Genomic DNA, 16,441 nt, shown 5'->3' with positions numbered 1-16,441 from the left:
TAACCCCTACTCTTGTTCTTCCAGCATTTTTTCCAAAAGCTGTTTTTCGTAAATTGAATTATAAAGACCCGCTTGCTGAATTAGCTGCTGGTGAGTTCCTGTTTCAACAATTTTACCTTCGTCAAGCACAATGATGACATCAGCATTCTGAATAGTTGAAATTCTGTGGGCAATTATGATGTTTGTGCTGCCCTTTCTGTTTTCATTGATGTGCTTGAGTATTTTTTCTTCCGTGTCAGTGTCAACGGCGGACACTGAATCATCAAGTATAAGAATTTCAGGATTTTTTATCAATGCTCTGGCTATTGATATTCTTTGCTTCTGGCCTCCGGAAACTGAAACTCCCTTCTCGCCAACAAGTGTTTCATAGCCGTGCTTAAACTCAATTATGTTGTCATGGACAACGGCACTTTTTGCAGCTTCTATGATATTGTCCATATTGCCGGTTCTTGCTCCAAAGTCAATGTTGTTGGCAATAGTATCTGAAAACAAGAAATTGTCCTGAGGAACATATCCTATGTTTTTTCTAAGAACATTAAGAGGTATATCCAGGATGTCACTATTTCCTATGAACATTGTTCCTCTGTCAGGCTCAAAAATTCTGAGCATGAGGTTTACAAGAGTTGTTTTGCCGCTTCCTGTTCTTCCTATAATTCCAAGGGTCTGTCCTTTTTGAACACTGAAACTGATATTGCTTAATACATTTTTATCTGTGTCTGGATACTTGTAACTGAGGTTTTTTACATATATGTTTCCGGTTAAATTGTCTAAAGCTGAAGTTGTTATGGAATCTTTGATTTCCACAGGCTCGTTGAGGATTCTTTCAACCCTCTCAAGTGAAGCAGCTCCTGTGTTGAAAAGATTTATTGTCATACCTGTTGCCATCATTGGCCATACGAGCATGCCCAGGTACTGAATGAATGCAGAAAATTCTCCTATGGTTATTCTGCCCTTTATGGTGATATAGCCGCCGTATCCAATGGCCACAGCCAATGCAATGCCTGATATCATCTGCATGAAAGGATGCATGAGTGTTTGAATGACACTTAATTTTATATTTTTGTCATATGAATTTTTGTTCCACTTTTCAAAGGAACTGATGGATTTGTTTTCTTGTACAAATGATTTGATGACTTTAATACCGGACAGATTTTCCTGAACATAATTGGATAAGTCGGCAAATGACTCCTGTTTTTTTGTGAAACGGATTTGCAGCTCTCTTCCCATAAATCTGACAGAAATTGCAATAAGCAACAGCGGAATAACAGCTGCAACTGTAAGCAGGGGATCGATTTCAGTCACCATGTTGTAAATTGTGATTGAACCAAGCGCAACAACGTCAAACAAAGTAAGTATGCCTGGGCCCAAGGCCATTCTTACAGCCTCAAGGTCGTTTGTCATGTGTGCCATGATTTCTCCTGTGCCGTGCTGATGATAAAACCTGGCAGACATTTTTTCAAGATGACTGAACATGTCATTTCTGATGTCTCTTTCAATGCTCCTGGATGTTCCAAATATGAAGTATCTCCACAAAATTCTTCCTGCATAGATTGTTCCTGCTATTGCAAATAGTTTTAATATAGAGCTTTTAATAAACGCAGCATCAAAGCTGCCAAGATCTACACCGTCGATTACTTCGCCGACAATTATGGGAACCCTTGTCTGTACAACATCCACAATCACCAGCGCTATTATTCCGAATATATAATTTAATAAATACTTTTTGAAAAATGAGCGTATGTAACTGCTCTTCATGAGACCTGAAGGTCTGTTCTCTTTTGCTACTGTCTTCATTGCTTCCCCCAAAAATGATATATTTATATTATACTATTTTTAATTGTAATTCCTAGCACTTTTTACAGTATTAAAGATAATTATCATAATTTTGAAATTTTTATTTATATTTTTAGATTTTATTGCTGCAAACTGCAATGCATTTCTTTATAAACAAGGGGTTTAATTTACATTTTCAAACGATGCTTTTACTGCAAAATAAAAATTTTCATAAATTGCAAAATAAAAATTTTCATAAATTTAATTGACAACTTAATAAAAGTATGGTAACATTGTCATTGTCGTGGGAGCTTAGCTCAGTTGGGAGAGCATCTGCCTTACAAGCAGGGGGTCATAGGTTCGAGCCCTATAGTTCCCATTCAAAGATGTTTTTAAAACATCTTTTTTTATTTTTTGTATCAGCAAGTAATGACAAAACCTCAGGAAAAAAAGGTTCATGCAACAAATAATTTGAATATCAAAATAAATTTGTTGTATTTTATTTATGAATCTGCTAGTATTAAATTAAAGTAATTATTGCATTCGGAGGTTTTATGATTACAAATAAAATTAATGTAGGATTGTCTACAACATATGAAAAAGTTGTCACCCCTGCAGACTCGTATATAACAAAATCCGTAAAAATAGAAAACCTGATGTCTACGCCTTCATTGCTGGCAACTGTAATAGAAATATCTTGCATCATGCTGAAGAAATTTATTCCTTCTGACTATTTGACTGTAGTCACTAACTTTCAGTCAAATCACATGCATCCAACAATGGTAGGAGAAAAGGTGATGTTTAAAATGACTGTTGAAAGCATTGAAAACAATCGAGTGAGCATGTCGTTTACAGGATATGACTGCAAGGGTGAATTCTGCAGCGGTATATTAGAAAAAGCCATTGTTAAGGAAGAAAAACTTATTGAAGATGCAATAAGCAGAGTAAATGTATATAAAGATTGGTTAACAGTTAAAATGGACGCGTAGCGTTAGGTTGATGACAAAGTAACCTTTGACGTTGTCATTCTGAGGGCGTAGCCCGAAGAATCTCATGTTTTCAGTAAAGATGAGATCCTTCACTATCGTTCAGGATGACAGCGTCAGAGTTTGTCAACAGTCTGACGCGTAGCGTCTTTTTTTTATGTAAAATGTTTAATGTAGAATAAATATAATAAATTTTGAAAATATTTTTAAAATAAGGGTTGACAAAACATATTCGGCATCATATAATCGTATAAAAATCATCAATTATGTATAATTTAATGATTGGAAGAGTAAATTAAATAAAGCTATCAGCGAGTCGGAACAGAGTGTGAGTTCGGCAGTGAAATTTAATTGAAAAGAATCCATGAAAAGATTCTCAGAAGTAGCAGTATGAGAATACGGTTCAATACCGTTAAAATGAAAGAGCGATTCTGTCTAAAAAAGAGTGGTACCGCGGTGACAACACTGCCTCTTTATTAGCAGATTTTTTTATGCCCTAACCCCATTGTTTCAGCGGTTTTCTGAAAGAATGGCGGTAGGTCAAACACAATGAGAACACGGCGCTCAACAAAAGAAATTAATATTTATTAAAAATCAACTAACGAATAATTATGCTTCATCAAATATTAAAAATTTTAGATTTAAAAATCGGAGGATGGAAGAAATGGAAAAAGAAAAAGTAGTATTGGCATATTCAGGCGGATTGGACACATCAATTATTATACCTTGGCTAAAAGAAAATTACGATAATTTAGATATCATAGCATGCTGTGTAAATGTAGGCCAGGAAGACGACATGGAATTTGTAAAGAACAAGGCTTTGTCTTCAGGTGCAAGCAAGGTTTATATTCAAAATGTGGTAAATGAATTTGTAGAAGAATATGTTTACAAGGGAATTAAGGCAAATGCTGTTTATGAAGGCAAGTATCTTCTGGGAACTGCCTATGCAAGACCATTGATAGCAAAAAAACTTGTTGAAGTGGCTCACAAGGAAGGCGCTAAGTACATTGCCCACGGCTGTACAGGAAAGGGAAATGACCAGGTTCGTATTGAAACTGCCATTGCAAGTCTGGATCCTTTCATAAAAATCATCGCTCCATGGCGTATTTGGGATATTTCATCAAGAGAAGATGCAATTGACTATGCAGAAGCTAAGGGAATTGATTTGAACGGAATAACAAAGAAGAGAATTTATTCTCGCGACCAGAACATACTTCACATCAGCCATGAAGGCGGAATGCTTGAAAATCCTGCTAATGAGCCAGACTTTGACGAATTGCTTATGATGACAAACACAGTTGAAAAGGCTCCTGACAAGGCTGAATATGTTGATATAGAATTTAAAGAGGGAATTCCTGTCAAATTAAACGGCGAAAAATTAAACGGGGAAGATATGCTTAAGGCATTGAATAAAGTAGGCGGAACTCATGGCATAGGGGTCATTGACCTTCTTGAAAACAGACTTGTTGGTATGAAATCAAGAGGAATTTATGAAACACCGGGGGGAACATTGCTTATTGAAGCTCACAAATACCTTGAAAGCTTCGTGCTTGAAAAAGAAGCAGCCCACTTTAAAGAAACAATCAGCAGCAAGTATGCAGAGCTTGTATACAATGCAATGTGGTTCAGCGGACTTAAGGATGCTTTTGATGCATTCATTGACATAACTCAGAAAAATGTGACAGGAACTGTTAAACTTAAACTTTACAAGGGCACAATTAAGTTTGCAGGAATGACATCAAAATATGCTTTGTACAACGAATCAATTTCTTCTTTCAGCACTGGTGATTTGTATGACCAGAAGGATGCTACAGGATTCATCCACTTGTACAGTCTGCCATACAAAATTCAGGCATTGAATGAAATGAACAACAGCAAGAATGGTTCGACAGAAGTTGTTTACACGTTTAAAGAATAATAACAAAATAAATAGATTTAATTAATGAGAGAGAATTTTTCTTGGATTATTGACAAACCGGTTTTTCACAAACTATTGAGGCTAGCCACGGGAGGACACGAGGTCCTCCCCTACATAGTTGAATTAATTAACGGTGTCGTTATACTGAGAGAAGTCTCTTTTTTTATGGAAAAAATCTGTAAAATTTGGATATTAGTAATTTGTATTTATATTAAATTGTGGTATACTATACTGATTACGGAGGTGATTGGGTGGAGTTAAAAAATAAAGGTGAAAATTCTAAAGAAGTTTCAATGAAAACAATGACTGAAGGAAATCCAGTGAAACTCATACTGGCTTTTGCATTTCCAATGCTCATAGGAAATGTTTTTCAACAGCTTTACAACATGGTTGACAGCATAGTGGTAGGAAATTATGTTGGCAAAGTTGCACTTGCAGCAGTAGGGACGGGCTTTCCCATAATATTCATGATGGCAGCCATGTTCATAGGGCTTGGTATTGGAGCCACAATACTTATTTCCCAGTATGTTGGCGCAGGGGACATGGAGAATGTAAGAAAAACATCACAGACTATTTATACTGCAATGATAGTTGGAGCAATTCCAATTTCTATAATAGGAATTATAATGTGCGAACCCATACTTAATTTGATAAACACACCGGCTGACACTCTGCCACTGGCTAAGCAATACATGATGATTATTTTCGGCGGTATTATAGGAAGCATTGGATTTAATATAAATTCAGGTATTCTTCAGGGATTTGGAGACAGCAAATCATCACTGCTGTTTCTTGTAATAGCTACTGTAATGAACATTGTGCTGGATTTGGCATTTGTAGTTGTGTTTCAGTGGGGAGTTGCAGGGGTTGCCATAGCTACAATCATAGCTCAGGCATTTTCGTGGCTGTATGGCCTGCGATATATGAGAAAAAAATATGAAGTGCTTAACTTTTCGATATTGAAATTTTATTTTGATAAGGAGATTTTCAAAAAAATTCTAAAGCTTGGTCTTCCCACAGGAATTCAACAAATGTTGTTTTCTATGGGTATAATGAGTCTTCAGTCTCTTGTAAACAGTTATGGTTCAGACTTTATGGCTGGATTTAACGCTGCGAACAAAATAGACACATTTGCATTCATGCCCATACAGAGCTTCAGCAATGCTGTTACAACTTATACCGGTCAAAATATAGGAGCCGGAAGGATGGACAGAGTGCACAAGGGTCTTACTGCCACATTGGGCATGTCAGCTCTGGTATGTTTGGCTGCACTTGTCATAATTCCTTTAGGACCGTTTATATTGAGAATGTTTAATTCGGACCCTGCTGTCATATCGGCAGGAATGATTTATTTGAACAATGTAATGCCTCTTTACATATTGCTTGCAGTAGTGTTTGTAGTTAATGCTGTTATGAGGGGAGCAGGGGAATCTGTTATTCCCATGGTTGGCGCAATAACATCTCTGTGGCTTGGAAGAATTCCTGCTGCATATTTCATAGCTTCAAACTACGGAAAAGAGTACATGTTTTTAAGCTACGGAGTAGGATGGCTCATGTATATTTTAATATCCGGGCCTTATTATTTTTCAGGAAAGTGGAAAACAAAATCTCAAAAACTTATAAAAGAATAACAATAAAAAATGGACTGTTGCATCAGTGATTATTATCGTGTCATTCTGAGGGCTTTAGCCCGAAGAATCTCAGAAATTCAAAAGATGAGATCCTTCGCTCGCTCAGGATGACATGAATATACTTAATGTAACAGCCCATTTCATTTATTTAAGATTGTCAAGCACTCTTTTTATCTTTGCCGGTGAAACTCTGCACTTTTCTTCTGAAACAGCACATACTGCAAAACGCAGTCCTTTTTTCAAGGCTACAACAAACAAGTTTTCTTTAATCAATTCTTCTGAAGCTTTCTTTGCGTTGCTGCAAGGTATGCTTACGAAAAATCCGTCTCTGTAAGGAAGTATTTCAAGACCGGCTTCCTTTGCTCCTTCCACAAATGCATCAGCACGTTTTCTGAGCATTGTCTTTGTAGAATTTACTTCGTCTTCATATGCCTTAGTCTTTGCAGGATCCTTTGCGATGTTTGTCATTACTGACATTGCCGCTCTTGTTCCGTTTGACCAGTTTGCTCTGTTTGCATGCATTGCTGAATAGTAGAATTCATTTGCAACATCTTCGCTTGAAGATATTCCTATTGCAGCACCTGATCTCATTCCATACATTGTGTATCCCTTTGACATGCTGTATGCCACCATTACAAATATGTTTTCCGGAAGATGGCTGAATTTTGTGAAGAACTTTCTTCTTTCATTTCCAATTCCCGCATAGTCGATGTAAGCTGAGTCTACAACTATTATTATTTTGTTTTCAGGATCCTTTGCATTTTCTTTGGCAATGTTTAAAACTTCATCCCATTCCTCATCAGAAAGGCTGTATCCTGTAGGATTGTTTGCCGGAGTGTTGATTATTGTAACAAGTCTTTTTTGCTTCTTCAGCAATTCTTCGAATTTTTCTTTAAATGATATTATGTTAAATTCGCCCTTATCATTGAACAGCTCATAATTTGTCACAGTTCTTCCGAATTCTTCAGAGATTGTAACATAAGGACCCCAGAACCAGTCGCATACCAATATGGAATCTCCAGGATTAGTGTAATTCCAGATAGCGTGTCTTACAGAGCCTGTTCCTCCCGGTGTTGCCACTGCTTTTATGTAAGCGTCAGGTTTGTATCCCTTAAAGCATGCATCCTGAACAGCTTCAAGGAAGTCGGGCTGACCAGCAACTTGTGCATAGGCAGCTATGTCTGCATTTGGTAAAGATTTTAATTCACTATATACTGTTTCGAGACATATAAGATTTCCATCGTCGTCAACCAATGCTCCGAGAGTAGAATCGATAACATTGTCTTTGCCGTATTTTTCAATTGCTTCTTTTGCTTTAGCAGCCAGTCCAAAGATAGCATCATTTTCCAGCGGCCATACAGCATGATCAGCAACCATTTTAAATGACATAACATCACCTCATTAATTATTATTTTGTTAATTCTAACATTATAAAAAATATAAGTCAATGATAATGATTAAGCAAAATAGAAGCTTTTAATTACTTTAAAAGCTAAAATACTAAAATTGCATAATATAATTTATTAAAAAAATATGAAAAAGTAGTTGACAAGAAAGAACAATATTGTTATTATATAAAAGTTCTCAAAAAAAATTAATTTGATCCATTAGCTCAGCAGGCAGAGCACTTGACTTTTAATCAAGGTGTCCGGCGTTCGAATCGCCGATGGATCACCATTACAAACAACATTTGACGATCTTAGCGACGTTGAATGTTGCTTTTTTTTTCTAAATTTTTTTCTTTTTTATTTTTGTTTTCAACATTTTTCTACAAAATCTGCTTTATAAAAACTGTATATTCTTATAAGTGAGTAAAAATAATTTAATTTAGCGAAGCGAAGGGGAACAAATGTTACTTAAAGATGAAAGAATTAATAACGAAAAGAACGGATCAACAAGGGGATGCAACGATCAGGAAACAAAGAACAAAAATGTTAAAAATGGATCACCAAGTGTAAGCGACGAACATGACTCTTTAATTAATGACATAAAAGACGAGACAACAAGGATATGCAGTGAGCAGAATTCAAAAAATCAAAGCGAAAAGATGGCTGCACTTGGCCAGCTTGCAGGAGGAATTGCTCATGATTTCAACAATCAGCTCATGAGCATTATCGGAAATGCAACAATGATTCAAAAGACGGACGATATTGAAAGAATAAGAGAATATGCGGAAAGAATAATTCACATATCTCAAAGTACTGCAAATCTCACGAAAAAGATTTTGATGTTTTCAAAGAGAGAAAGCAGTATAAACAAGCCTGTTAATTTAAAAAGCATCATGGATAACACATACAACATGGTTGAATCAATATTGAACAAGAAAATCGAACTGAGCTACAGCTACCAGGCATCTAACAAGGTTATTCTCGGCGATGAGGCTCAGGTTGAGAGCATGATTGTAAACCTCATACTGAATTCAAAGGATGCTCTTGATGATTCTGTTGGAAAAATTAAAATCGGAGCAGAAGATACAGTCATATTTTCTGAAACGGTTCTTAGCCACGGAGAAATGATAAAGCCGGGAAATTATATCAAAGTATATGTGGAAGACAACGGCAAGGGAATTAAAGAGGAAGTGCTCAACCGCATTTTTGAGCCCTATTTCACAACCAAAAACAAAACAAAGGGAACAGGGCTTGGTCTGTCTGTTGTTTTTGGAACAGTAAAATCCCATTCAGGCTATATCAATGTTCAGAGCAGGCATGACATAGGTACACTTTTTGAAATATTCCTGCCTGTCTATGTAAAGAAGGAAAAAACAAAAAGTGAAACTGAGAGGGATCTCAACAGCAACATAATAATGCTTGTGGATGATGACATAAATGTTCTTGATGTGGAAACGGAAATACTTGAAGATTTGGGCTATGATGTTGTAAAGTTCAGCGAACCAGCCAAAGCTCTGGAGTTTTACAATTCAAACTGCAACAACATTGCTTTTTCCGTAATTGACATATCTATGCCTGTAATGACAGGAAGACAACTATACGAACGCATGCAGATAAAAAAGAAGGATGCTGCTGCAATTTTTATAACAGGCTATGCAAGGCAGACAGATTATGAAGAGCTTACAAGAAAAGGAGCGGTTATAATAGAGAAACCTTTTACATATGAGGATTTATCTACACAAATAGCTAAAATTTACATGTAATGTATACGAAGCGGCAATGGGAAGTTATACTTTTCTGGCCGCTTTTTTTCAATTGTTATAAAAAAACCTATTTTGTTCGGTATTGTTAAGATAACTTAACAATATTTCGGGCACTTTCTTTTGACAATTGATAAATTTTTGATAGAATGTAAAAAGAAATGAAAGCATTGTTTTAAAACAGGAGGAAAAAATGAATATAAATGATTATGTGTACAATGAACCTAAACCATTTGGAGACTTGTCAATTGTTGCAATGAAAGGCTGTGAAGAAATAGCCGCAAAGATAGATTACTATTTGAAAGAATGGAGACAGGATAACAATGGTGTTATATATTCAGAAGGTTCAAATCCTGTAAGAACATATTTGCTGGATGCTGTTTGTCCTAGATTTGGATCAGGTGAAGCAAAGGGTGTTATCAATGAAACAGTAAGAGGCCATGACATATTTATAATATCTGATGTTTTTAATTATGGAGTAAAATTCAAGATGTATGGCATGGATGTTCCCATGAGTCCAGATGATCATTATCAGGACCTGAAAAGGGTTATAGCAGCCATGAACGGCAAGGCCAAAAGAATTACGGTCATCATGCCAATGCTTTATGAAGGAAGACAGCACAAAAGGGCTTCCAGAGAATCACTGGACTGTGCACTTGCTCTGCAAGAACTTACAAATATGGGAGTTGAAAATATAATTTCATTTGATATTCACGACCCAAGAGTTCAAAATGCAATTCCTCTTCATGGGTTTGAAGATTTCCATCCTCATTATCAAATGATAAAGGCATTTGTAAGAACTGTTACAGATGCAACAATAGACAGAAATCACCTTATGGTTATATCTCCTGATGAAGGCGGAATGACAAGATGCATGTACTATGCTTCTGTTATGGGACTGGATCTTGGAATGTTCTACAAGAGAAGAGATTATTCTGTGATTGTAAACGGCAAGAACCCTGTTATAAGCCATGAGTTCCTTGGGGACAATGTGGAAGGTAAGGATGTAATAGTGGTAGACGACATGATTGCTTCCGGCGACTCAATGATTGATGTAGCAAAGAAGCTGAAGGAAAGAAAAGCAAGAAACGTATATGTTTTCTCGTCATTCGGCTTGTTTACAGAAGGATTTGACAAGTTTGACAAAGCATTTGAAGAAGGAACAATAACAAGGATATTTACATCAAATATGATATACAGAAAACCTGAACTTCTTCAAAAACCTTGGTACACCGAAGTGGACATGTCAAAATATATAGCAAACATAATAGACACATTGAACTATGACAGATCTTTGAGCGAGCTTTTGGATCCTGTTCAAAAAATTAAAAAACTGCTTAAATAATTACTAAAATGTCTGTTTAAAAGCAGACATTTTAATTTTATATATACTAGGAAAGTTATATTTCCTAGTATATATAAAACGGGGATTGCAAAGGGCGGGGCGCCCTTGCCGTCAAGGGGGGTGCGGAGTCAAAAATACGTTAGTATTTTTACGCCGAAGGGGGACATAGGTCCCCCTAGCGGAGTTGCGGAGCAACTTTTTAATAATAATTTAAAAGCTTTACAAAGTATTATTTTAGCAAAAACAAAAAAATTGAAATAATACGAATAATGTGGTATAATTTTTATCATTGTATCATTATGGTATAATTTGTATAATTTGAATAAAAATAAGTAAAATATATGAAAAGGAAATTCAGGAGGATAAAAATGAGTTTCAGAATGGACATTGGAATCGACCTTGGTACTGCCAGCGTATTAGTATATATCAAAGGCAAAGGAATAGTAATAAACGAACCTTCTGTTGTTGCAATAGATATAAATACTAATAAAATACTCGAGGTTGGTGAAGAAGCAAGAAAAATGCTAGGTCGTACACCAGGCAACATAGTTGCCATAAGACCTTTGAGGGACGGCGTAATTTCAGATTTTGACATAACAGAAAAGATGCTGAAATACTTCATTAAGAAGGCAGTAGGAAATTCAATTATAAAACCAAGGGTTATAATATGCGTTCCAAGCGGAGTTACAGAAGTTGAAAAAAGAGCTGTCCTGGAAGCAAGCAACAATGCAGGAGCAAAGAAAACATACTTAATAGAAGAACCTGTTGCTGCTGCCATAGGAGCGGGCCTTGACATAACAAAACCTTCAGGACACATGATAATAGACATGGGCGGCGGTACTACAGACATTGCAGTTATTTCTCTGGGAGGAATAGTTGTGAGCAAATCAATAAAAATTGCCGGAGATAAGTGCGACGACGCAATAGTGAGATATGTAAGAAAGAAATACAATGTGATGATAGGCTTAAGAAGTGCAGAAGAGCTTAAAATAAACATTGGAACTGCATTTCCTGAAGAAGAGGAAAAATACATGGAAGTAAGAGGCAGAAACCTTGTTACAGGACTTCCTGTTAATTTGACTATTTCTTCATCAGATATGCTGGAAGCATTGGAAGAAACAATTACTTCCATTGCAGATGCTATTCACTCAGTTCTTGAAAAAACTCCTCCTGAACTGGCTGCCGACATAAGCGAAAAAGGAATAATTATGACAGGCGGCGGATGCCTCATAAGAGGCCTTGACAAGTTAATAGGCAAAAGAACAGGACTTAATGTTGCAATTGCAGATGATGCTATATCATGCGTAGCAAAAGGTACAGGTCAGTCACTGGAGCACATGGATGTTCTTAAGGATTCATTGATTACAGAAAACATTAAAACAAACTACAGCGGTTCTTAATGATAGTCAAAATCAATAGGTTAAGTTAGCTTAATCTATTGATTTGTTTTAAATAACGGCTAACAACATAAAACGAGGTTGAATATGAAAATTAAAAAAGCAGTTATACCTGCAGCTGGACTAGGAACAAGGTTTTTGCCGGCAACAAAAGCAATTCCAAAAGAAATGCTCCCCATAGTCGACAAACCCACAATACAGTACATAGTAGAGGAAGTAATTGCTTCTGGCATAGAAGATGTATTAATCATTACCGGAAGAAACAAAGGCTCAATAGAAGACCATTTTGACAGAGCTTATGAACTTGAAGACAATCTGGAAAAAACTCGCAAAGAAGAAATGCTTGAAGAAGTGAGAAAAATTTCCAAGATGATAAACATACATACAGTTAGACAAAAAGACCCACTAGGACTTGGCCATGCTGTTTATTGCGCAAAATCATTTGTTGGCAATGAACCATTTGCAGTTCTTCTGGGAGATGACATAGTTGATTCCCAAAAGCCATGTTTAAAACAAATGATTGAAATGTTTGAAGAATATAACTCCACAATTCTCGGAGTGCAGCCGGTGGGGTGGGAAAATGTTAACAAGTACGGAATTGTTTCAGGCACAAAATTAAATGATAAGATGTATTCAGTAAAGGACCTGGTTGAAAAGCCATCGGTAGATAATGCTCCCACAAACATTGCAATATTGGGAAGATACATCATCACACCTAAAATATTTGAAATACTTGAAAATACAAAAAAAGGCGTGGGCGGAGAAATTCAGCTCACAGACGGTTTAAAAGACCTTTGTAATATTGAAGATGTTTTTGCATATATTTTTGAAGGCAGGAGATACGACGTTGGAAGCAAGATAGGTTTTCTTGAAGCAACGGTTGACTTTGCGCTTAAAAGAGATGATTTAAGGGACAGTTTTAAATCATATTTAAGCAAAATAAATTTAAATTAAGAGGTGTTGTCATGTACAGAGAAAAATTGGATATATGGCTGGAAAGTCCATATGTAGATGAATCCTTGAAAGAAGAGCTGAAAAAAATCGAAAAAATCGAAAGCGAAGTTGAGGACAGATTCTACAGAGAGTTGGAATTCGGCACAGGAGGCATGCGGGGGAAAATAGGTGCAGGTACAAACCGCATGAACTTTGTTACTGTAGCTAAGGCGACACAAGGTATTGCTGATTTTCTGAACAAAAAATATAGCGGTGAGCAGCTAAGTGCTGCTATTGCTTATGACTCAAGAAACATGTCAAAGGAGTTTGCCGGCAAAACAGCAGCTGTTTTTGCAGCAAACAATATAAAGGTATATTTGTTTGAAAGCTTAAGACCCACGCCTGAACTTTCATTTGCAGTGAGACACTACGGCTGCAAGGCCGGCGTTGTTATAACCGCAAGCCATAACCCGCCTGAATACAATGGCTACAAGGTTTATGACCAGTATGGTGGGCAAGTTGTTGAGGACGCAGATGAAATTATAAGTATGATCAATAAGGTTAATCTTAAGGATGTTAAATTAACCACTGAAGATAATGACAAAATCGTAACAATTGGAAATGAACTTGATACAACTTACATAAATGAGGTTAAGAAATTAAGCATCAGAGATGATGTGGACAAAAATTTAAACATAATTTACACTCCGCTTCATGGAACAGGAAACATGCCTGTAAGAAGAGTGCTGGATGAACTTGGGTACAAGAATGTTCGTGTTGTAAAGGAACAGGAAATGCCTGATCCCATGTTTTCTACAGTTAAGTCACCGAATCCGGAAGAAATCAGTGCCTTTGAAATTGCAATCAAAAGGGCAGGGGAATTAAATGGCGAAATAATCATTGGAACAGATCCTGACTGTGACAGAGTAGGTCTGGTTGTAAGAAGCAGTGATGGTGGATATGTACCTCTGAACGGTAATCAGACAGGAGCATTGCTGTTGAACTATGTGCTCAGTTCTCTTGATGAAAAGGGTATGATTCCGGAAAATGCAGCAGTTGTAAAAACAATTGTCACAAGTGAAATAGGAAGAGCCATAGCATCTAAGTACAATGTGGCAAGCTTTGACACATTGACAGGATTTAAATATATTGCTGAATTGATGCAGAAATTTGAAGATACAAAATCCAACAACTTTATTTTTGGATATGAGGAAAGCTACGGGTATCTGGCAGGAACATTTGTCAGAGACAAGGATGCAGTGATTGCAAGTATGCTCATTTGCGAAATGGCTGCATATTATAAGAGAAACGGGAAAACACTATTAGAAGTTCTTAAGGATATTTACAGGGAACATGGTTATTATATTGAAGAAACAATTTCTCTTACATTTGCCGGAGCCTCTGGACAAAGCAAAATGAAATCAATCATGGAGAACTTCAGAGAAAACAAACTTTCTTCAATTGCAGGCAAGAACATACCATATATTTATGATTACAAAATGGGAATTGAATTAAACCTGTTAACAGGCAAGACAGAACATTTGAGCTATCCAAAGTCGGATGTGCTTAAATTCTGTTTTGAGAATGGGTCATGGCTGGTGCTCAGACCTTCAGGCACAGAACCTAAACTAAAAGTATATTTTTCAATTAATGAAGAAAATGAGAGCAAATCCACGCAAGTTTTGGAAAATACCAAGAAAGAAATATTAAGCATAATTGACCGCATTCAGATAAATAACTAATGCAGTTAAAATAAAAAGATAGGGAGGCTGTAAATATGAAAATATTTAAAACCACAACCCGAAAAATAATTCTATTAATTTTCGTTTTTGTATTTACATTTAACACACTGGCTTTTGCAGGAACCAATCCTTCTAGAGCGGAAATTGAATCCATGATAGAGGATGTTGCACAAAAAAGAGCTATTCCTTCAGTATTGCTGAAGGCTATAGCAAGAGTTGAATCTGTTTATGAACATTACAACACAGACGGAACGCCAAAGATAAGCGGCAGCAGCATAGGGCTTATGCAGGTGAGCAACAGAAACGGCGGATACGACTCAGAAAGACTGAAATATGATATTAAATACAACATAGAGGCAGGAGCTGATGTTCTGTTGAACAAATGGAGCATGAGTTCTTATCAATCTGTGTCAAGCGTGGGAAACATGGATCCAAACATTTTGGAAAATTGGTACTTTGCTCTATGGGCATACAATGGATGGGCTCAAAGCAACAATCCAAACGAGGTTACTTCCTATGCAAAAAAATATACATATCAGCAGACGATTTACAATGTAATTGAAAAGGAATACGGAAAGAAGATAAACAACATTGACTTCTCATATCTTCCATATTCAGGGAAGCCGAGCAGGTCATTGGTTGTTCCAACACCAGCCTACACAAACAGCGGCAATATTGTACTGTATGAAAAGGGTGATTATGTAAGAACCGACGGAGTAAGAGAAACATATGAGCTGAGAGACCAGCCTGCAGGTGCATATATTCATCAGTTAGGAGAAAATCAGCTTGGTACAATAACTGAAGGACCGGTTCTGAAAAACGGATACTACTGGTACAAGGTATATGTCAATGAAAATACTGAGGGCTGGATTGAAAGAAATTGGCTCTTAAGAACCGGAGACATTGAACACGGAAGATACGTCTATGATGACATAGCTTTCCACTGGGCAAGGAAAGACATAATGGACCTTTATAACAAGGGCATCATAAGCGAATCAAAGTCATTCAATCCAAACAGAATTGCCACAAAGGAAGAATTCTGTATATTCCTAGGAAAAGCAATTGATATAAGCGAAGAAGAACAGAAGGAAAAATCAATTGCACTGGCTGAAAATGGAACAGAAGAAATAATAGCTGAATCAGGTATACCGGCTGCAGGTGCTGAAGATTTAATTCCAGGTGAAGAATTGCCTTTCAGTGATGCCTCAAAAATCAACCCTTGGGCCGTTGAATATGTGGAAGAAATTTATGACCTAGGTCTTCTTGACTCCTACAGAGAAGAACTTAAACCTTTGGAGAAACTTACAAGAAAAGAAGCAACCCTCATGATGGATGGACTTTTTGAAGAAGACCATAATTATGACAACCTTGATATTAACACAATCTTTTCGGATTTGGGAAACTTAAGCAATAACGAAAAGAAAGCTGTCAAAAACGCATACACTAATGGATTGATTTCAGGCAAGTATTCAGGATCATTCTGTCCAAATGATTACCTTTCAAGAGCTGAGGCAGCTGCCTTAATGGTAAAAATCTCAGACAAACTAGAAGAAAAAAATAATTAAGTA

The 16,441-nt window shown here is 36.6% G+C and carries 11 protein-coding genes, 2 tRNA genes and 1 other annotated feature; of the genes, 11 read left to right on the top strand and 2 right to left on the bottom strand.

Going from position 1 to position 16,441, the window contains the following annotated elements; all coding sequences use genetic code 11:
- Positions 1-6: 6 nt before the first annotated feature.
- Positions 7-1,794 (bottom strand): ABC transporter ATP-binding protein, encoded by a 1,788-nt coding sequence (locus tag LY60_RS02140; protein ID WP_145079341.1) that lies wholly within the window; start codon positions 1,792-1,794, stop codon positions 7-9.
- 285 nt (positions 1,795-2,079) lie between these two features.
- On the opposite strand from LY60_RS02140, the gene LY60_RS02135 reads away from it, so the two are divergent.
- From LY60_RS02135 to LY60_RS02120, 4 genes are all read left to right on the top strand, one after another.
- Positions 2,080-2,152: transfer RNA gene (locus LY60_RS02135), tRNA-Val, on the top strand.
- 175 nt (positions 2,153-2,327) lie between these two features.
- On the top strand, positions 2,328-2,762 hold the full coding sequence (locus LY60_RS02130; protein ID WP_145079337.1) for a thioesterase family protein: 435 nt from the start codon (positions 2,328-2,330) through the stop codon (positions 2,760-2,762).
- Positions 2,763-3,028: 266 nt separating this feature from the next.
- Positions 3,029-3,235, top strand: a binding site (T-box leader).
- A gap of 188 nt (positions 3,236-3,423) precedes the next feature.
- Positions 3,424-4,677, top strand: coding sequence for an argininosuccinate synthase (locus LY60_RS02125; protein WP_145079334.1), 1,254 nt, complete (start codon positions 3,424-3,426; stop codon positions 4,675-4,677).
- Between the two features lie 251 nt (positions 4,678-4,928).
- The gene (locus tag LY60_RS02120; protein WP_246145343.1) at positions 4,929-6,308 is read left to right on the top strand and encodes an MATE family efflux transporter; all 1,380 of its coding nucleotides are present in this window, start codon (positions 4,929-4,931) and stop codon (positions 6,306-6,308) included.
- A gap of 144 nt (positions 6,309-6,452) precedes the next feature.
- Here the strand turns inward: LY60_RS02120 and LY60_RS02115 are convergent, their stop codons facing one another.
- Positions 6,453-7,697 carry a pyridoxal phosphate-dependent aminotransferase gene (locus LY60_RS02115; RefSeq protein ID WP_145079331.1) on the bottom strand — a complete coding sequence of 415 codons (1,245 nt, stop codon included), beginning with the start codon at positions 7,695-7,697 and terminating at the stop codon, positions 6,453-6,455.
- 212 nt (positions 7,698-7,909) lie between these two features.
- On the opposite strand from LY60_RS02115, the gene LY60_RS02110 reads away from it, so the two are divergent.
- The 7 genes from LY60_RS02110 (at position 7,910) to LY60_RS02080 (ending at position 16,438) form a co-directional block, all read left to right on the top strand.
- Positions 7,910-7,985: transfer RNA gene (locus LY60_RS02110), tRNA-Lys, on the top strand.
- 172 nt (positions 7,986-8,157) lie between these two features.
- A complete protein-coding gene (locus tag LY60_RS02105; RefSeq protein ID WP_145079328.1) occupies positions 8,158-9,459 on the top strand; it encodes a hybrid sensor histidine kinase/response regulator in 1,302 nt (433 codons plus the stop codon).
- Between the two features lie 190 nt (positions 9,460-9,649).
- Positions 9,650-10,801, top strand: coding sequence for a ribose-phosphate pyrophosphokinase (locus tag LY60_RS02100; RefSeq protein ID WP_145079325.1), 1,152 nt, complete (start codon positions 9,650-9,652; stop codon positions 10,799-10,801).
- 368 nt (positions 10,802-11,169) lie between these two features.
- Positions 11,170-12,201 (top strand): rod shape-determining protein, encoded by a 1,032-nt coding sequence (gene mreB, locus LY60_RS02095; protein ID WP_145079322.1) that lies wholly within the window; start codon positions 11,170-11,172, stop codon positions 12,199-12,201.
- Between the two features lie 84 nt (positions 12,202-12,285).
- Positions 12,286-13,152 carry a UTP--glucose-1-phosphate uridylyltransferase GalU gene (galU, locus tag LY60_RS02090; protein ID WP_145079319.1) on the top strand — a complete coding sequence of 289 codons (867 nt, stop codon included), beginning with the start codon at positions 12,286-12,288 and terminating at the stop codon, positions 13,150-13,152.
- 11 nt (positions 13,153-13,163) lie between these two features.
- The gene (locus LY60_RS02085; RefSeq protein ID WP_145079316.1) at positions 13,164-14,873 is read left to right on the top strand and encodes a phospho-sugar mutase; all 1,710 of its coding nucleotides are present in this window, start codon (positions 13,164-13,166) and stop codon (positions 14,871-14,873) included.
- A gap of 35 nt (positions 14,874-14,908) precedes the next feature.
- A complete protein-coding gene (locus LY60_RS02080; protein ID WP_145079313.1) occupies positions 14,909-16,438 on the top strand; it encodes an S-layer homology domain-containing protein in 1,530 nt (509 codons plus the stop codon).
- Positions 16,439-16,441 lie beyond the last annotated feature (3 nt).

Origin of the sequence: Sedimentibacter saalensis, assembly GCF_007830175.1 — a bacterium.
In the GTDB taxonomy this organism is placed as follows: Bacteria; Bacillota; Clostridia; order Tissierellales; family Sedimentibacteraceae; genus Sedimentibacter; species Sedimentibacter saalensis.
This window is presented reverse-complemented; position numbering and strand designations above follow the sequence as displayed.